Here is a 17355-nt window from a genome sequence, read left to right as displayed (position 1 = left end):
CCGCCCGGCGATCCGGCGTGTTGCGCCACCCGAACCGTCACGCCCCGCGGCATCCGTCGGCGACCCGAACCCCTCGCCCGCGAGCGGGCCGCGCTTCAGGTGTCACGACACGCGGCATCCCTCCGGCGATCCGGCGTGTTGCGCCACCCGAACGGGCCACGCCCCGCGGCATCCGTCGGCGACCCGAACCCCACGCGCGCGCGGACCGCGCTCAGGTGTCACAACACGCGGCATCCGCCGTCCGAACCGGCGTGTTGCGCCACCCGAGGCCCCGACCCCGCGAGCGCATCGCGCTTCAGGTGTCACGACACGCGGCATCCCTCCGGCGATCCGGCGTGTTGCGCCACCCGAACGGTCACGCGGCGCGAAGGGTGTCAGGCGTTCTTGGCGTCGCGCCAGCGCAACCACCGGCGGACCAGGTGGTAGTCCCAGTCGGGGCCGTGGAACGCGAGCGTGAACAGCCGCACGCCGGCGGCGTGAAGCTCGTCGGCGTGGTCCTCGCCGCGCTGATGCAGCTCGTTCGAGATCACGAGGTCGGACGTGTCGCGCTGCTCACGCTCGGCCCAGCGCTCGATCACGTCGAGCTTGTGCGGCAGCTCCTCGGGACGCACGAAGCTGTGCCAGATGTCGGCGTGACGTGCGACCAGGCGGAGCGTCTTCTGCTCGCCCTTTCCGCCGATCATGACCGGGATGTCGCGGGTCGGGGCCGGGTTGAGCTTCGCCCACCGGGCTTCGATGCGCTCGAGACCGGCCGCGAGGTCGTCGAGCCGCGAACCCGCCGTGCCGAACTCGTAGCCGTACTCCTCGTAGTCCCGTGCGAACCATCCGGCGCCGGTCGCGAAGATGAACCTGCCCTGCCCGCTTCCCTTGGCCGAGATGTGGTCGACGGTGCGCGCCATGTCGGCCTGCAGGTCGGGGTTGCGGTAGCTGTTGCAGTTCACGAGAGCCCCGAACTCGACGCGCTCGGTCTGCTCCGCCCACGCGGCGAGCATCGTCCAGGACTCGAAGTGCATCCCGTCGGGGTCGCCCGACAGCGGGAAGAAGTGGTCCCAGTTGAACAGGATGTCGACACCCATGTCTTCGAGGCGGCGGACGGCATCGCGGAACGCGGGGTACGTCGCGTGTTGGGGCTGCAACTGCACGCCGAGGCGTACGGGTGTCTCGAGAAGCGGCATGCTTTTCAGCCTAGGGGCGGGCGGATGCCGCGGCTCCGAACCGCGGCATCCGCCCACCCGGTATCAGCGCTACCGAAGCGCCTGGCGGAACGTGTTGTAGACGCTCCACGCGGCGAGCCCGATCGTGCCCACGACGAGGCAGGTGCCGATCACGCGCTCGGCATCCCGGTCGAGGTCGAGAAGCGCGACGAATGCCGGATCGAAGAGCATGCCAGCGAGCGTCAGACCGACGACGAGCCCGGCCCAGACGATCGCGATGACGGCGCTCGCGAGCGCGCTGCTCAGACTCCACCGTCCGGCTGTCCTGGCGAGGAAGGACACCACGGATCCGACGAGGATCAGCACCAGTCCGACGACGAGGCTCCAGGGCCACAGTGCGGGGTTGAGCACCGACATCGTGCCCTCCCCCGGCACGCTCCACGGCACCGTGACGAAGACGAGTGCGGCGATCGCGAGCAGCACCGCGACGACGCCGACGACCTTCTCGACGCGACCGGCGGGGAGGCCTTCGTTCGGGTCGCCGATCGGCAGCTGGTCGACCGTCCACGGTCCCAGCGGTGCACCGCCGCGTTCGAGCCGCACGAACACGATCGTCATGATCGTGAAGATCCACGTGCCGGCGGTGAACGTGATGCCGAGCGTGGGCCCGACCACGCCCCACCATGACCGCCCCTCGAGGACCATCGCGATGATGACGCCGAGCGCGACGAACGGCAGCGTGCTCCACAGCACGATCCGCAGGATCCGGCTGTAGACCGGGTACCAGCGCGGACCGAGGAGTTGCAGGGGCCGGTCCGCATACCCGGCGGCGAGCACCGCAGGGTCGCCCATGCCGTTCAGCACGGCGACCTCGGCGGCGGCCGGCTCATCGCCGAGTTCGATGCGGGCTTCGATCTGATCGCGGATCGACGCGCGCAGCTCGGCGGCGTGGTCGCCACGCTGGGCGCGCGGCAGCCACTGCGTCGACGCGTCCACGTAACGGTTGGTGTAGTCGTTCTTCGTGAGGGGTTCCATGTCGGTGTCCTTCTCGTGCGAGGGCGTTCGTCGTGGCCGGGGTCAGCGTGCCCGGGCGGCCTTGAGGTAGGCGTCGATGGTGTCCCACACCGCGACTGCCACGATGACGAAGCCGAGGATCGTGGCGGTGACCGTCGCGACCGTCTCTCCCGTCTGCGTGGCGAGGGCGGCGAGGAACTCGCGGTTCACCAGCTGGTGCTGCGTGAGCAGCAGCAGCGCTCCCCCGGCGATCGTGAGGTTGAGGAACAGGTTGACGGTCGCGGATCCGAGGTCCCAGCGACCCTTGGCGTAGACCGAGATGGCCAGCAGCGCCTCGAGCGCCATCAGCACGAAGAGCGCGATGATCCACCAGGGCCACAGTCCCGGCGCGAGAAACGACATCCACTCGCCGTCCACGTGCACGACGCCGACGAAGCGGTCCCACAGGATGGCGCCCGCGGCGGCCGCGAGGAACACGAGTGTGGCCACGAGGTCGGTCAGGCCGGCCCCGCGCTGGCGCGGCTCGGGCAGGCGATCCGGCGTCCACCGGCCGGCGGTCATGGACTCCTGTCCGCTGCGCTCGAGGATGACGAAGATCAGGGTCACCCAGAAGAACACGTGGAGTGCGACGTTCATCGCGACGACGACGACCTCGGCGATGATCTCGCCGATGTCGGCGCCCGACAGCAACTGGGCGAGCGCAACGGCCAGCGACGCCAACGGGATCACGATCCACAGCAGCAGCTTCAGCAGCCGCCACCAGTCGAGGAAGTAGCGCGGGCCGACGAGCCACAGCGGGCGATCCGTGTACTGGGCGGCGAGCCTGTCGGGATCGCCGAGATCCGTGAGCACGGCGTACTCCGCGGCATCGCGCGCCTCGCCCTGTTCGACGCGGGCCTCGATCTGGTCGTCGATCGAGGCGCGCAACTCGGAGGCGAGGTCGGCCCGCTGCGCCTCGGGGACGGTGCGCATCGCGGCGTCGACGTAGCGGTCGGTCATCGTGGTCTGGAAAGTCATGTCAGTTCTCCTCGGGGAGGGCGTCGATCGCCGTGGCGATCGCGCGGAAGTCGTCGGTGAGTGCGACGGCCAGCTGCACGCCGGCCGTGCTGGTGCGGTAGAACTTGCGGGGCCGCGCCTCGTCGGTGTTCCACTCGCTCGTCAGGAAGCCCTGCTTCTCGAGGCGCCGCAGCAGCGGGTACAGGGTGTTCGCGTCGGTGGGGAAGCCGCGCTCCCCCAGCTCTTCGAGCAGCCCGTACCCGTAGCCCGGCTTCTCGAGAAGTCGGAGACATGCGAGCACGATGGTGCCGCGCCGCAGCTCCTGCAGATGCGTCTCGAGGATGTCGGATTCGCTCATGCCTTACACGTTACTGTGTGTCACACACTATAGTCAACCGCACATTGTCGTTCGCCGCTCGGGCCGGCTTGTGGCGAAGCACTGCTGTCCCCGCGCTTGTGACAGGTGAGCAGGGGGAAGCGGCAGGATGGGCGTGTGAGCAACGACGCGCCCCTGCCCCCGCTCAGCGACATCCTCGAGACGACGCGGGTCGTGGCACTGCCGCTCGCGACGCGGTTCCGCGGCGTCGACGTGCGCGAAGCCCTGCTGTTCGAAGGGCCGGAGGGCTGGACGGAGTTCTCGCCGTTCGTCGAATACGGCGACCCGGAGGCGTCGGCGTGGCTGGGCGCGGCCATCGACTGGGGGTGGATGCCGCAGCCCGCGGCCCGCCGTGAGGCCATCGGCGTCAACGCCACCGTGCCGGCGGTGGCCGCGGCATCCGTTCCTGCCGTGCTGGCGCGCTTCGACGGCTGCCGCACCGCGAAGGTCAAAGTCGCCGAGGCCGGGCAGCGGCTGAACGACGACGTCGATCGCGTGCACGCGGTACGTGACGCGATGGGTCCCGAAGGGCGCATCCGCATCGATGCGAACGGCGCCTGGAACGTGGACGAGGCCGAGCGCGCGCTCCACGCCCTCGCCGAGTTCGACCTGGAGTACGCCGAGCAGCCGTGCGCGAGCGTCGACGAGCTCGCCGAACTCCGGCGGCGCGTGAAGTACATGGGAATCCCGATCGCCGCGGACGAGAGCGTGCGCAGGGCGACCGATCCCCTCGCGGTCGCGCGCGCCGGCGCGGCTGACCTGCTGGTCGTGAAGGCGCAGCCGCTCGGAGGCGTACGGCGGGCGCTCGAGATCGTCGCCCAGGCCGGGCTGCCGGCGGTGGTCTCGAGCGCGCTCGACACGTCGGTCGGCCTCGCGATGGGCGTGGCGCTGGCCGCCGCGCTCCCGGAGCTCGACTACGACTGCGGACTCGGGACCGCGTCGCTGTTCACGGCCGACGTCGCCGAGCCGCCGCTGCGGCCACACGGCGGGGCGCTGGCCGTGGGCCGCGTGAGCCCGGAGCCTGCGCTGCTGGACGCGCACGCGGCATCCGCCGACCGCCGTGAATGGTGGCTCGAGCGGCTGGCCCGCTGCTACGCGGTGCTCAGCCGGCCGGAGGCTCGATGATGAGCTCGGCCACACGCGCGAGCTCGGCGTTGGTGCGGCGGCACATCTCCTCGTAGTCGAGGCCGGCCATCGCGGCCCGCACGGCCGAGCTCTCCCACACGGTGAGCATGAGGCGCGCGGCCTCGTCCGACGGCAGCCGGAAGCGCAGCACCTTCGCCCGGCCGATGTCGTCGATGATCTGCGCGACGCTGCGCCGCATCTCGTCGTCCTGCGCGAGGTACGCCGCAGCCAGTGTCTCGCTGCGCAGCGCGTGGATGCGGATCTCGCTCATGAGCAGCACGCCCAGGCGGTCGTCGGCCGAGATGTCGAGCACCTGCTGGATGATCTCGAACGCGTTATCGGGTGCGCCGCTGAACGCTCCGGCGCGCTCGAGCTCGGCCACGCGCGTGCGCACCGCATCGACGCGCTCGCGAGCGACGTTCGCGGCGAGCTCGAGGAAGAGCTCGTCCTTGGTCTCGAAGTTCGAGTAGAAAGCACCCCGCGTGAACCCGGCGCGTTCGCAGATCGCCTCGACGGATGCCGCGTCCAGCCCGACCTCGGCGAAGACCTGCGCCGCGGCATCGAGCAGCTTCTGCCGCGTCGCCTCGCGGCGGCGCGTTGTGACGACGGCGTCGGTCATGGGGTCTCTCCTTTCGGCCAGTCTCACACGAGGTACACAGTTTCGGGAGCGCAACCCGCTTTACGATACACTCATGTATCCGATACAGCGCTGTATCGAAGGTTCCCGAACCCCCCACCCGTGAAACCGGAGGCGCTGTGTCGACTCTTCTGTATGCGCTCGGCCGCTGGTCGTACCGCCACCCGTGGCGGGTCCTGGTGACGTGGCTGCTGCTGCTCGGCATCGCCGGCGGCGGCGCGCTGGTGTTCATGAAGGGCACCGACAACTCGTTCTCGATCCCCGGCACCGAGGCACAGGAGGGCATCGAGCTGCTCGACCGCAGCTTCCCGCAGGCGAGCGGCACGAGCGCGCAGCTCGTCGTGGTCGCGGGCGGCGGCGACGCGATCGACGTCGACCCGTACGCGTCGGGCATCGGCGACGTCGTCGCCGAGCTCGAAGACCTCGACGGTGTCATCGCGGTCACCGACCCGTTCGACGACATGGTCACCGGCATGGTGTCGGACGACGAGAGCGCCGCCATCATCCGTCTGCAGTTCGACGGCCAGGCGACGGACGTCTCGGACGACACCAAGGCCGCGCTCGAGGACGTCGCGGACGACCTGCGCGAATCGCTTCCCGACGGGGCGCAGGTCGCGATGGGCGGCGATCTCTTCTCGACGTCGGTGCCGGCGCTGTCGCTCATCGAGGCCGTCGGCGTGCTGATCGCCCTCTTCGTCCTGATCGTGACGTTCCGCTCGTTCGCCGTCGCGTGGTTCCCGCTGGTGTCGGCGCTCATCGGCGTCGGGCTGTCGATCGCGCTCATCTACGTCGCGACCGCGTTCGCCTCGATCTCGTCGACGACGCCGATGCTCGCGATCATGCTGGGCCTCGCCGTCGGCATCGACTACGCGCTGTTCATCGTGGCTCGGCATCAGGACCAGGTGCGCGCCGGCGTCGGCCCGGAGGAGTCCGCCGCGCGCGCGACCGGCACCGCGGGCTCGGCGGTCGTGTTCGCGGGCGTCACGGTGCTGATCGCGCTCATCGGTCTCGGCTTCGCCGGCATCCCGTTCCTGACCACGATGGGCGTCGCCGCCGCCGTGGCCGTCGCGATCGCCGTGGTCGTCGCGGTCACCCTGACGCCCGCCCTCCTCGGTTTCGCGAAGGCCCGCGTGGCCGGCTGGGGCCACGGCAGGAAGCGTCGAGGGATGCCTCTCCCCCGGGTGTCTGCGAAGGCTCAGGACGTTTCGTCTCGCGGAGCGGCCCCTGAGCTTGTCGAAGGGCGCTCAACGACCGAGTCCGATGAACCGTCAATCGCGAGCAAACCCGCTGAGGAACCGACGGCGGGCGGCTCCGGCCCCGCAGAACTCACTGGTCGCGCGGGAGCGCCGACGGATGCCGCAGAGACGCACGAACCGAACCACACCCTCACAGCTCAACCGACGCGACCCACGCAACCGAAGAAGAAGACGAAATCCAACAAGTGGGTGAATCTCGTCACCAGCCACCCGCTCGTCACCACCATCGCCGTCGTCCTGACCCTCGGCATCATGGCGATCCCCGCCGCGAGCCTCGCTCTCGCGCTGCCGAACGCGGGGGTCCAGCCTGAGTCGAGCCAAGCGCGTCAGGCGTACGATCTCACGGCCGAGCACTTCGGTCCGGGAGCCAACGGGCCGCTCATCATGACCGGCACGATCGTGACCTCGACGGATCCGCTCGGGCTGATGGCCGACCTGGCCGACGAGATCGAGCAGGTGCCGGGCGTGAAGGAGATCGCGCTCGCGACGCCGAACGAGACGGCCGACACGGGGCTCATCCAGATCGTGCCCGAGACCGCGCCGGACGACCCGGCGACCGCGGACCTGGTGCGAGAGCTGCGCGCACTCGCGCCCGAGCTGGAGGACGAGTACGGCGTCGACCTCAAGGTCACCGGGTTCACGGCGGTCGGCATCGACATCTCGGACCGGCTCGGCGCCGCACTGCTGCCGTTCGGCATCTTCGTCGTCGGCCTGTCGCTGATCCTGCTGATGATCGTGTTCCGCTCGATCTGGGTGCCGATCACGGCGGCGCTGGGCTACCTCCTCTCAGTGGCGGCGTCGTTCGGCGTCGTCGCGGCCGTGTTCGAGTGGGGCTGGTTCGCCGATCTGCTGCATGTGACGCGCACGGGCCCTGTCATCAGCTTCATGCCGATCATCCTGATGGGCGTGCTGTTCGGGCTCGCGATGGACTACCAGGTGTTCCTCGTCAGCCGCATGCGCGAGGACTACGTCCACGCCCGCCGTGCGGCCGCCGGGCACCGCACGCGCTCGGCGCGTGACATCGCGCTCGCTGCGGTGCGATCGGGCTTCACGGCATCGGCGCGCGTCGTCACGGCCGCGGCGGTCATCATGTTCGCGGTGTTCGCCGCGTTCGTGCCGGAGGGCGACTCGTCGATCAAGCCGATCGCCCTCGGCCTCGCCGTCGGCATCGCGGTCGACGCGTTCCTCGTGCGCATGACCCTCGTGCCCGCGGTCATGGCGCTGCTCGGCGACAAGGCGTGGTGGATCCCGCGCTGGCTCGAGCGGACCCTCCCGCACTTCGACATCGAGGGTGAGGCGGTCGAGCGCGAGCTGTCGCTCGCCGACTGGCCCGAGCCGTCGACGACCGCCGTCGTCGTGGCAGAGGGCGTCGCAGTGCGCGCCGAAGGCGGCCGGGCCGTGGGCGACGTCACGCTGTTCGAAGATGCCGCGTTCCGCGTCGAGCCGGGTGGCACCCTCGTCGCCACCGGCGACCCTCGTGCCGCGCGCGCCTTCGCCCTCGCGATCGCGGGCCGCGTGCCGATCAGCGACGGCCGGCTGCGCGTGGCCGGGCACCTGCTGCCCGAGCGTGCGGTGTGGGTGCGCGCGCACGTCGGCCTCGCTCTGCTGACGGATGCCGAGGACCGCGTGCAGGCGCTTCGCCGGGCTCTCGGCGGGCGCGCATCGCTCGTCGTCGTGGACGGCATCGACGCGCTGGACGCCGCCGAGCGAGACCAGGCCGCCGCAGTCCTGCGGGACGCCACCGCCACATCCCGCGAACGCTCCGGCGACGGCACCGAGCTGACGCTCGTCGTCACCGCCCGCACTGAGGGCGCTGCCCTCGCACTCCTCGCCGATGCGCACCGTTCGGATCTCACCTCGCTCCGCCTGCGCTCCGGCAGCTCACAGACCGCCACCACCGCAGAGGTGTCCGCATGACCACGAACCGCTTCGCCCTGGCCATAGAGCGCGCCCGCTCACGCCGTCCCGTCACATGGCTGACGATCATCGGCGTGCTGCTGCTGCCCGTCGTGATCGGCGGCATCCTCGTCGCCGCGCTCTACAACCCCGTCGAGCGCCTCGACAGCCTGACCGCCGCCGTCGTGAACGAGGACGAGCCGGTCACCATCGACGGCCAGACCGTGCCGCTCGGCCGCCAGCTCACCGCGGGCCTCGTCGAGGGCTCGGAAGACCTCGACAGCAACCTCACCTGGAGGATCTCGAACGCGGATGACGCGGCATCCGGCCTCGCGGACGGGACCTACGCCGCGGTCATCACGATCCCCGAGAACTTCTCGGCCGCGGCGACCTCGACGCAGCCGGGCGAAGTGCCCGAGAAGGCGACGATCGAGGTCCAGACACCTCCCGACAGCCTCATCGTCGACGACGCCATCACGGCGCAGGTCGCGAACGCGGCCGCCTCGGCGATGGGGACCGAGCTCTCGAGCGTCTACCTCGAGAACGTGCTCCTCGGCTTCACGACGCTCGGCGACGAGCTCGGCACCGCGGCCGACGGCGCGCAGCAGCTCGCCGACGGTGCGCAGCAGGCAGCGGACGGCGCGGCCGCGCTGCCCGGCGGCATCGCGCAGCTGGGCGACGGGGCGGGGCAGCTTTCGAGTGGAGCGACCGAGCTCGCGAACGGTCTGGGAAGGATCGCTGGCGGGATCGGCGGGGCGGCCCAGGGCGCGCGCGACCTCGGGGCCGCGCTCGATGGAGCGGCCGCCCGCGTGACGAACCAGGAGCTGCTCGACGCCGCGAACGCGTCGGCCCTGAACGCCGGAGCGGCCGCGCGGCAGACTCAGGCTCTCGCACAGCTGCTCGGGAACCCCGACGAGAAGAATCCCGGGCTCGCCCAGAAGCTCGGCGTGCTCTACGCCCAGTGCAACCCCGCCGTCTCGGGGAAGGAGTTCTGCGATCAGCTGGGCGTGCTCGCCACCGGCGTCGGGGCCGCCGCGAAGGACGCAGGAGTCGCCGCCCTGAGCGCCGGAACCGCTGCCGGCTACGCGGTCCCGACGGCCAGCGGGGTCGGCAGTCTCATGACCGAGACCAGCGCGGGCCTCACCGAAGCCGCGAACGGCGCGCGCGGGCTCGCGACCGGTCTCGACCAGCTCGCGACGGCGACGACGCAGTCCTCCGATGGCGCCAGCGGCTTGTCGTCCGGCGCCTCGCAGCTCGCGTCCGGCGCGGGCCAGGCGGCAGACGGCGCGACGACCCTCGCGGACGGCATCGCCGAGCTCGCGACGGGCAACCAGGAGCTCGCGAGCGGGCTGGCCACGGCATCCGGATCCCTCCCGTCGTACACCGATGAGGAGGCGACCGACCTCGCCACCGTCGTCGCCGACCCGGTCGAGGCGACAGGCGTCGGCACGTCGCTCTTCGGCGCGTCGGCGGTTCCGCTGCTCGCGACGCTCGCGCTGTGGTTCGGCGGCCTGGGCACGTTCATCGCACTGCAGGCGGTGTCGCGGCGAGCGCTCACGTCGCGCGCACCGTCGGCGCTGCTCGCACTCCGCTCGTACCTTCCGGCCGCCGCGCTCGGCGCCGTGCAGGGCCTGCTCGTCGCGGGCGTCGTGCAGCTGGCTGCGTCGTACTCGTGGGCGGAGTGGTCGGCGTTCGCGGCGGTGAGCGTCGTGGCGGGCATCGCGTTCGCGGCGGTGAACCAGGCGCTCGTCGCGGTCTTCGGCGGCGCGGGTCGCTGGATCGCCGCACTCGTCGGCGTGCTCGCGGTCGCCACCGGCGTCGTGTCGACCGCACCGGGTGCGCTGAGCGACATCGCCGGGTTCATGCCCACCGCGCCGGCGTACGCGGGAATGCTGGCCGCGCTCACTTCGGCGTCGGGACTCGGCACCGCGTTCGCAGGGCTCGTCATCTGGACCCTGATCGCCCTCGCGGCCACGATGATCGCGGTCGTACGCCGTCGCACCACGTCGGCTCGCGCGCTGCTGGAGGCCACTCCCGTCACGGCGTAGACGTTCGTTCCGCAGGAGAAGCCGCGTTCCGCAGGACGGATTTCGCACCAGGCTCCGGCGGAAGCGCATTTCTCCTGCGGAGCGCGCGGCGGGCGAGCAGCCCTGGGCGCCGGGGCCGCGCGAAGATCGGCCGATCGGCTGATGGCGCCCGCGCCGCGAGACCGACATGATCGGCACGTGAGCACGTCATCGCCCCACACTCCGGCATCCTCGTCCGCGGGTTCCACCCGTCTTCCGCCGCGCTGGTTCATCCGCACCGCGTGGGTGGTGCACCGCGCGATCTACAACGTCTCGGGCGGGCGCATGGGCCTGCGCCCGCCGACCGAGAAGGTGTGGGGCATGATGCGCCTGCACACGGTCGGCCGCAGATCGGGCGAGCCCCGCCAGGCGATCGTCGCGTACATCGAAGACGGCCGAAACGTCGTCACGATGGCGATGAACGGCTGGGGCGATCCCCCGCCGGCGTGGCGGCTGAACCTCCAGGCCCATCCCGAGGCATCCGTCGACCTGCCCGAAGGCCGTCGCCGCGTGCGCGCCCGAGAAGCGCACGGGAGCGAACGCGAACGCCTGTGGGACGTCTACCGCACGCTCGGAGGCGGCGACGACCTCGACGCCAACGCGGCACGACGCACGCGCGAGACCCCGATCGTCGTGCTCGAGCCGGCGGACGACGCGCGCTGACCGCCGCGGCGGCCTGATCGTCCGGCAGCGGTCAGCTCAGTCCGGAGTAGGCGTGGAGGCCCTTGAAGAACATGTTGACGATCGTGAAGTTGAAGATCACCGCGGTGAACCCGATGATCGACAGCCACGCCGATCGGGCGCCGCGCCAGCCGCGCGTCGCGCGCGCGTGGATGTAGCCGGCGTACAGCACCCAGATGACGAAGGTCCAGACTTCCTTGGTGTCGAAGCCCCAGTAACGACCCCACGCGTCGTTCGCCCAGATCGATCCTGCGATCAGGGTGAAGGTCCAGAAGATGAACCCGATGATCGCGAAGCGGTACGCGAGCGACTCGAGCGCGTCGGCGCTCGGGAGCGTCCGCAGGAAGGTCGGCCCCGTCTTGACAGCCGTTCCCCCGTCGGCCAGGTCGGTCGCTGCCGTCGTCTTGCGCTCGCGCCGCGCCTGCATGAGCTGCAGCACCGACAGGCCGAACGCGAGGGCGAACAGCGCCGTCGACAGTGACGCGACGAAGACGTGGATGACGAGCCATACGGACTTCAGCGGGTCCATCAAGGGCACGATCTCGGTGTAGAACCAGATCGCGGTCCCTCCCAGCAGCACGGCGACGAGCCCGGTGATGAACGTGCCGAGAAAGCGCAGGTCGTAGCGGAGAAGCACGGCCAGATACACCGCGACGATGAGGAGGGTGCCGGTGAGGGCGAACTCGTACATGTTCGACCACGGCACGCGTCCCGCGGCGATGCCGCGCGTCACGTCGGCGCCGAGGTGGAAGAGGAAGGCGAGCACCGTCAGCGACGTGCCGATGCGCGCCCACACGAACCGCCGGCGTCGCCCGATCGGCGCGTTGAGCGCGGACTCCGACGCGACCTCCTCGGCGCGCATCGTGTCGACCGTGCCGGCGTAGCCGATGCCGGCGGCCACGAGCTCGCGCGAACGCTGGGTCGCGGCATCCTTCGCGTCCGCCGCCGCCGCCCCGCGCCGCGCCAGGTCGACGGCGTACGCTGCGAACGCGAGGGCGTAGATGGCGATGGCCGTCCAGACCAGCAGCACCGAGATCGACTCCAGGCCGAGACCCTGAGGCTCGACGACGGCAGCGCTGAACACGGATGCTTCGGGCATGGCTCTCAGTCTACGTCGGGGCGCGATCGAGGCCCCGACGGGGCCTGGTCGGGCGCCGGCCGGCCGTGGGCGAGCGATGCGAGGTGGCGCTCGGCGAACTGGTCGACGGCGGCTCCGAGCGCCGGATCCTCGCCGCGAGCGAGCCCCGCGTACTCGACCTCCACGACGTGGCCCCGCGTGGTCGCCTTGACCCACATGCGGCGACGGGGGACGAACAGGCCCGCGAGCAGGCCCGCCGTCGCGAGGATCGCGAACAGCAGCACCCACGCCGCCGCGGCATCGCGATGGATCGAGAGCGAGACATACCGCTTCACCGACTCGTCGTAGCCGGCGGCGCCCTCCGGCGCCTCGTTCTCGAACGTGACCGTGCCGCGGCCGCCGGGCAGCTCGGCGGTCTCGCCGGGCGCGAGCTCGATCGACTCGGCATCGGTTCCCCGGCCGGTGAGCTTGTCCATCTCGCTCGTGTCGAGCGTGTACACCGAACGCGGGACGCCCCCGTCGATCCCGAGATCGCCCTCGTACACGTCGAGCGTCACGACCGGGTTCGTCAGGGCCGGGTACGCCGACGCGAAGGCGCCGTCCGCCCGTTTCACCTGCGTCGGGTAGAAGAAGCCCACGAGGCCCATCTGCTCGTCGAGCCCGTCGGGCACCTTGACGACGCCGAGCGAGGTCATGTTGGTGTCCTGCGGCAGGAACGGCACGGACTCCGAGAAGACGATCTCGCCATCCGCGTCGCGGACGGTGAGCGTCGGCGCATAGCCGTTGCCCATGAGATAGATGCGGTCGCCCGCCATCTCGAGCGGCTGGTTGACCCGCACCTCGCCCGCCGACGGCTCGCCGCCCGCGAGCTGCGTGGTGAGGTTCGCGACGAAGTCGCCGGCCTGCCCCTGGCCCTGGCTGCCGAGCGGCTGGTAGGTCACGTCGAACCGGTCAAGCGTGAGCGAGTAGGGCGTGAGGGCCGTGTCCTCGTCGACGAAGCGGCCCGGGTTGAACGACGTGTAGTCCAGCAGGGTGTTCACCCACGTGCGGCCCTCGATGATCACCGTCTGGCCGGTGTAGGTGAGGCCGCCGCCGATGCCGACCGCGACGAGCACCCCGACCAGCGACGCGTGGAAGACGAGGTTGCCCGTCTCGCGCAGATAGCCGCGCTCACCCGAGACCGACAGCGCCGTGCGGGTGTCGTAGCGCTCGACGCGATACCCCGCCTTCCGCAGCTGCTGGCGGGCGGCATCGATGGCGACGGATGCCGCAGCCGCGGCATTCGTCTCGTCCGCGTACTCGAGGGTCTCGGACCGGTGGGCCTCCAGGCGCGACAGCCGCGCGGGCGTGCGCGGAGGCTTCGCGCGCAGCGCCTTGTAGTGGTGGCGGGTGCGCGGGATGATGCAGCCGACGAGCGACACGAACAGCAGGATGTAGATCGCCGAGAACCACGGCGACGTGTACACGTCGAACATGCTGACGTTGTCGAGGATCGGCGCCAGGTCGGGGTTGTCCTGGAAGTACTGCGTGACGCCGTTCGGGTCGGCGCTGCGCTGGGGCACCAGCGAGCCTGGCACCGCCGCGATCGCGAGCAGCAGCAGCAGCACGAGCGCGGTGCGCATCGAGGTCAGCTGCCGCCAGCCCCAGCGCAGCCAGCCCGTGAAGCCGAGGGCCGGCTGCGAGATGTCCGGAGTGTCGGCGGCGTCGGCGTGGTCGGAGGGACGCAGCGTCCCTTCGACCGGTTCGGCGGTCGAAGCGTCAGAGCGGGGTCGGGACACTGCGGAACACCCCCTGGAGCTGCGCCATGATCTCGGTCCACACGCCGGTCACCATCAGGAGGCCGAGCACGATCAGCAGCGCGCCGCCGATGAGGTTGACGACGCGGATGTGCCGCCGCACGAACGACACCGAACGCGTCGCCCATCCGAACCCGAGCGTGAGCAGCAGGAACGGGATGCCGAGGCCCAGCGAGTACGCGACACCCAACAGGGCGGCTCGGCCCGTCGATGCCGAGTCGAACGCCATCGTCAGGATCACGCCGAGGGTCGGACCGATGCAGGGCGCCCATCCGATGCCGAGCGCGACGCCCAGCAGCGGCGCGCCGATGAGTCCGAGGCTGCTCCGCACCTGCGGGCGCGCGATGCGCTGCGCGATGCCAAACCATCCCATGAACACGAAGCCCATCGCGATGATGACCACCCCGAGCACCCGCGTGATGATGTCGGCATACTCCAGCAGGAAGCGGCCGAGCGTTCCGCCCAGCATCGCGATGCTGACGAACACCACCGTGAACCCCGCGATGAACAGCAGCACCCCGAGCACCAGGCGGCCGCGGCCGGCTTCGGGTGCGGCATCCGTCGCCACGGCACGATCTGCCTGGCCCGCGGTGGTGGAGGCTGTCGGAACGGGCTCGCCTCGGGCGCCGACCGCGGCCGGGCGAGGCGCCACCGCTCCCCCGATGAACCCGAGGTACCCGGGCACGAGAGGCAGCACGCACGGCGAGAGGAACGACAGGACGCCGGCCAGCACGGCGATCGGGATCGCCACGAGGAGCGACCCGTCCGCGACGAGGTCGGTGAGACTCACGCCTCCTCCAGCGTCTCGCGCACGAGCGTCTCGAGGATCGAGGCGTCCTCGAGCTGTCCGATGATGCGCACGGCGACGCGGCCCTGGCTGTCGAGCACGAGCGTCGAGGGCACGGCGTTGAGCGGGGTCTGACCGGCGAAGGCGAGCTTGATCGATCCGTCCTCGGTCGCCAGGGCACTCGGATACCGGATGCCGTAGGTCTCGGCGAACGACCGCGATGCCTCGGCGCCGTCGTACAGGTTGACGCCGAGGAACGACACCGCCTCGCCCTCGAGCGCCGCCTGCGCCTCGTCCAGCTCGGGCGCTTCGACACGGCACGGCGCGCAGGCCGCGTACCAGAAGTTCACGACCACGACATCGCCCGCGAAGTCCGCGTCGGTCACCGTGCCGCCGGTGTCGAGCACGCCCTCGAACGCGATCGGCTCGGTGCGCTCGTCCTCGGGGATCTCGACGTAGCGCACGCCGCTCGCCGCGATGAAGCCCTTGTTGTCGCCCTCGCGGTACTGCTCCGCGAGCGGGTCGCTCGTGCACGCCGCGAGTCCGGCGATCAGGGAGGCGGCGAAGACGACGGATGCCGCGGCCCGCAGCCCGCGCCGCGTCCTGCCTCGCCCGCTCAGCGTCCCGCGCCCCGTCATACCGCCCCCACGTCCAGTGCACCCGCCGTCGACGCCGGCTCGGCGTAGGCGGTCTCGGTCCATTTGCCGTCGACCATCTCGAAGCTCGTCACGCTCGACAGCGCGCAGCGCCGATCGCGCGGGTCGTGCCGCAACGGCAGACCCGCCACCGCGAGATGGGTGATCCAGATCGGGAGCTGATGCGACACGATCACGACGTCGCCCGAGTCGGCGGCATCCCACGCGTGCGTCATCGCCGCGTTCATGCGACCGACGACGTCCGCATACGGCTCGCCCCAGCTGGGCAGCGCCGGCTTGCGCAGGTGTCTCCAGTTCCACGGGTTCACGAGAGCGCGCACCATCCGCTTGCCCTCGAAGACGTTGGTCGGCTCGATCACGCGCTCGTCGACGACGGCCTCGATGCCGAAGACCTCGACGAACGGCTCCGCCGACTCGCGCGTGCGCTGCAGCGGAGAGCACACGAGCGACGACACCGGGCGCTGCATCGCATGGATGAACTCCGCCGCCTGTCGCGCCATGCGGCGTCCGTCGGCGCTCAGACCGTAACCCGGGAGTCGCCCATAGAGCACGCGACGAGGATTGTGGACCTCCCCGTGGCGCACGAGATGGAGGCGGTCTGCGGGCACCCGACCAGTCTACGGCGGCTCGTTCTGTGGGGCCGCTGAGCGTCAGTCCAGCTCGGGCTCGGTGCGCGAGCCCGAGCCGCGATCGGCGAGCAGTGCGCGGATGCGCGCATATACGAACCAGGCGACCGCGAGCGCGGCGGCAGCGATCACGACGTACTGGAGGATGTCGGCATAGCGCTCGACGATGTGCCACGACTCGCCGAGGAAGAAGCCCGACAGCACGAAGATCGAGTTCCAGATGAGGCTGCCCGCCGCCGTCAGCAGCGCGAAGCGCCACAGGGGCATGCGCGTGATGCCCGCGGGGATCGAGATGAGACTGCGGAAGATCGGGATCATGCGACCGAAGAACACCGCCTTGCCGCCGTGGCGCGAGAACCACGCGACGGTGCGGTCGATGTCGTCGGGGCGCAGCAGCGGCATCTTCGCGGCGAACGACCGCAGACGCGCCACGCCGAGCCACGCGCCCAGGCCGTACAGCAGCATCGCGCCGACGATGGAGCCGGCCGTCGTCCAGAACAGCGCCTCGAAGAGCGTGAACGAGCCGCGGCTCGACGCGAGGCCCGCCATCGGCAGGATCACCTCGCTCGGCAAGGGCGGGAAGAGGTTCTCCATCGCGATGGCGAGGCCGGCGCCCGCGGGGCCGATCACCTCCATCAGGGAGACGGCCCAGTCCGCGAGGGAGCTGAGCCAGGAGCCGTCGGAGGTGGCAGTCGCACTGATCTCTGTCACGCCTTCCACGCTAGGCGTGCGACGTGAACCGTTCCTGGGTGCAGACCCCCGAATCAGATCCGGGGGTCAGCGGCTCGGACGCGTCACGACGAGCCCGGCACGCCCGCCGCGGTCACCGCGAACGCGAGCACGAGCGCCAGCACGATCACGGCCGCGCCCACGAGCGCCACCCAGAAGGCCAGTCGCCGCTTCACCATGAAGACGATCGCCACGATCGCCGTCGCCACGAACGCCAGCCAGGGCAGGATCATGCCCATCAGCCACCCGATCATGATGAGCTCGCTGCTGCACGCGACGACGCCGCACGGGTCGGAGGCCATCACGAGGAACATGCCCATCATCGAGGCGAGCGCCGCGAGCACGCCGTCGGCGACCAGCAGCACGATCGTGACGACCACGTCGAGCGTCCGCACCGGCCGCTTCGCCGGCGGCGCCGGCGGCGCCGGCGGCCACGCCGTGGGCGGCGGTTCGGGCTGAGGCGTCGTCATGCCCCGAATCGT

The 17355-nt window shown here is 70.9% G+C and carries 16 protein-coding genes; 4 read left to right on the top strand and 12 right to left on the bottom strand.

Annotation, left to right across the window (positions count from 1 at the left end; genetic code table 11):
* Positions 1-374: 374 nt before the first annotated feature.
* The 4 genes from AC3ANN_RS03085 to AC3ANN_RS03070 form a co-directional block, all read right to left on the bottom strand.
* Complete coding sequence (locus tag AC3ANN_RS03085) at positions 375-1175, bottom strand: LLM class F420-dependent oxidoreductase (protein WP_488339549.1); 801 nt, start codon at positions 1173-1175, stop codon at positions 375-377.
* A gap of 69 nt (positions 1176-1244) precedes the next feature.
* Positions 1245-2189 carry a hypothetical protein gene (locus AC3ANN_RS03080; RefSeq protein WP_488339548.1) on the bottom strand — a complete coding sequence of 315 codons (945 nt, stop codon included), beginning with the start codon at positions 2187-2189 and terminating at the stop codon, positions 1245-1247.
* 42 nt (positions 2190-2231) lie between these two features.
* A complete protein-coding gene (locus tag AC3ANN_RS03075; protein ID WP_488339547.1) occupies positions 2232-3185 on the bottom strand; it encodes a permease prefix domain 1-containing protein in 954 nt (317 codons plus the stop codon).
* A 1-nt stretch (position 3186) separates the two neighbouring features.
* On the bottom strand, positions 3187-3522 hold the full coding sequence (locus AC3ANN_RS03070; RefSeq protein ID WP_488339546.1) for a PadR family transcriptional regulator: 336 nt from the start codon (positions 3520-3522) through the stop codon (positions 3187-3189).
* A 135-nt stretch (positions 3523-3657) separates the two neighbouring features.
* Between AC3ANN_RS03070 and AC3ANN_RS03065 the strand changes: the two genes are divergently transcribed.
* Positions 3658-4665, top strand: coding sequence for an o-succinylbenzoate synthase (locus tag AC3ANN_RS03065; protein ID WP_488339545.1), 1008 nt, complete (start codon positions 3658-3660; stop codon positions 4663-4665).
* Here the strand turns inward: AC3ANN_RS03065 and AC3ANN_RS03060 are convergent.
* A complete protein-coding gene (locus AC3ANN_RS03060; RefSeq protein WP_488339544.1) occupies positions 4643-5284 on the bottom strand; it encodes a TetR/AcrR family transcriptional regulator in 642 nt (213 codons plus the stop codon). The two genes, AC3ANN_RS03065 and AC3ANN_RS03060, sit on opposite strands and share 23 nt — an antisense overlap.
* Before the next feature lie 137 nt (positions 5285-5421).
* Between AC3ANN_RS03060 and AC3ANN_RS03055 the strand changes: the two genes are divergently transcribed.
* From AC3ANN_RS03055 to AC3ANN_RS03045, 3 genes are all read left to right on the top strand, one after another.
* Complete coding sequence (locus AC3ANN_RS03055) at positions 5422-8475, top strand: MMPL family transporter (RefSeq protein WP_488339543.1); 3054 nt, start codon at positions 5422-5424, stop codon at positions 8473-8475.
* Positions 8472-10502, top strand: coding sequence for a YhgE/Pip family protein (locus AC3ANN_RS03050; protein WP_488339542.1), 2031 nt, complete (start codon positions 8472-8474; stop codon positions 10500-10502). The genes AC3ANN_RS03055 and AC3ANN_RS03050 overlap by 4 nt, the downstream gene beginning before the upstream one ends.
* 177 nt (positions 10503-10679) lie before the next feature.
* Positions 10680-11183 (top strand): nitroreductase/quinone reductase family protein, encoded by a 504-nt coding sequence (locus AC3ANN_RS03045; RefSeq protein ID WP_488339541.1) that lies wholly within the window; start codon positions 10680-10682, stop codon positions 11181-11183.
* Between the two features lie 31 nt (positions 11184-11214).
* On the opposite strand, the gene ccsB is transcribed toward AC3ANN_RS03045, so the two are convergent.
* From ccsB to AC3ANN_RS03010, 7 genes are all read right to left on the bottom strand, one after another.
* Complete coding sequence (ccsB, locus tag AC3ANN_RS03040; RefSeq protein WP_488339540.1) at positions 11215-12300, bottom strand: c-type cytochrome biogenesis protein CcsB; 1086 nt, start codon at positions 12298-12300, stop codon at positions 11215-11217.
* Between the two features lie 5 nt (positions 12301-12305).
* The gene (gene resB / locus AC3ANN_RS03035; RefSeq protein WP_488339539.1) at positions 12306-14057 is read right to left on the bottom strand and encodes a cytochrome c biogenesis protein ResB; all 1752 of its coding nucleotides are present in this window, start codon (positions 14055-14057) and stop codon (positions 12306-12308) included.
* Positions 14038-14826: a cytochrome c biogenesis CcdA family protein gene (locus tag AC3ANN_RS03030; RefSeq protein WP_488340897.1), complete on the bottom strand. Its 789-nt coding sequence runs from the start codon at positions 14824-14826 to the stop codon at positions 14038-14040. Before AC3ANN_RS03030 ends, resB begins: the two co-directional genes overlap by 20 nt.
* 35 nt (positions 14827-14861) lie before the next feature.
* Positions 14862-15500: a TlpA family protein disulfide reductase gene (locus AC3ANN_RS03025; RefSeq protein WP_488339538.1), complete on the bottom strand. Its 639-nt coding sequence runs from the start codon at positions 15498-15500 to the stop codon at positions 14862-14864.
* Positions 15497-16126 carry a histidine phosphatase family protein gene (locus tag AC3ANN_RS03020; protein WP_488339537.1) on the bottom strand — a complete coding sequence of 210 codons (630 nt, stop codon included), beginning with the start codon at positions 16124-16126 and terminating at the stop codon, positions 15497-15499. Before AC3ANN_RS03020 ends, AC3ANN_RS03025 begins: the two co-directional genes overlap by 4 nt.
* A 42-nt stretch (positions 16127-16168) precedes the next feature.
* The gene (locus tag AC3ANN_RS03015) at positions 16169-16780 is read right to left on the bottom strand and encodes a DedA family protein (protein ID WP_488340896.1); all 612 of its coding nucleotides are present in this window, start codon (positions 16778-16780) and stop codon (positions 16169-16171) included.
* Between the two features lie 158 nt (positions 16781-16938).
* Positions 16939-17343 (bottom strand): DUF6264 family protein, encoded by a 405-nt coding sequence (locus tag AC3ANN_RS03010; RefSeq protein WP_488339536.1) that lies wholly within the window; start codon positions 17341-17343, stop codon positions 16939-16941.
* Positions 17344-17355 lie beyond the last annotated feature (12 nt).

Source organism: Microbacterium sp. STRO-2N (genome assembly GCF_057747775.1).
The sequence above is the reverse complement of the archived record's forward strand: the minus strand, read 5'-3'. Positions and strand labels throughout refer to the sequence as shown.

Excerpts from the sequence above, each read along its gene's own strand:
- AC3ANN_RS03085 (WP_488339549.1), bottom strand. The coding sequence starts at position 1,175 with ATGCCGCTTCTCGAGACACCCGTACGCCTCGGCGTGCAGTTGCAGCCC.
- AC3ANN_RS03080 (WP_488339548.1), bottom strand. The coding sequence starts at position 2,189 with ATGGAACCCCTCACGAAGAACGACTACACCAACCGTTACGTGGACGCG.
- AC3ANN_RS03075 (WP_488339547.1), bottom strand. The coding sequence starts at position 3,185 with ATGACTTTCCAGACCACGATGACCGACCGCTACGTCGACGCCGCGATG.
- AC3ANN_RS03070 (WP_488339546.1), bottom strand. The coding sequence starts at position 3,522 with ATGAGCGAATCCGACATCCTCGAGACGCATCTGCAGGAGCTGCGGCGC.
- AC3ANN_RS03060 (WP_488339544.1), bottom strand. The coding sequence starts at position 5,284 with ATGACCGACGCCGTCGTCACAACGCGCCGCCGCGAGGCGACGCGGCAG.
- AC3ANN_RS03050 (WP_488339542.1), top strand. The coding sequence starts at position 8,472 with ATGACCACGAACCGCTTCGCCCTGGCCATAGAGCGCGCCCGCTCACGC.
- ccsB (WP_488339540.1), bottom strand. The coding sequence starts at position 12,300 with ATGCCCGAAGCATCCGTGTTCAGCGCTGCCGTCGTCGAGCCTCAGGGT.
- AC3ANN_RS03025 (WP_488339538.1), bottom strand. The coding sequence starts at position 15,500 with ATGACGGGGCGCGGGACGCTGAGCGGGCGAGGCAGGACGCGGCGCGGG.
- AC3ANN_RS03015 (WP_488340896.1), bottom strand. The coding sequence starts at position 16,780 with ATGGAGGTGATCGGCCCCGCGGGCGCCGGCCTCGCCATCGCGATGGAG.
- AC3ANN_RS03010 (WP_488339536.1), bottom strand. The coding sequence starts at position 17,343 with ATGACGACGCCTCAGCCCGAACCGCCGCCCACGGCGTGGCCGCCGGCG.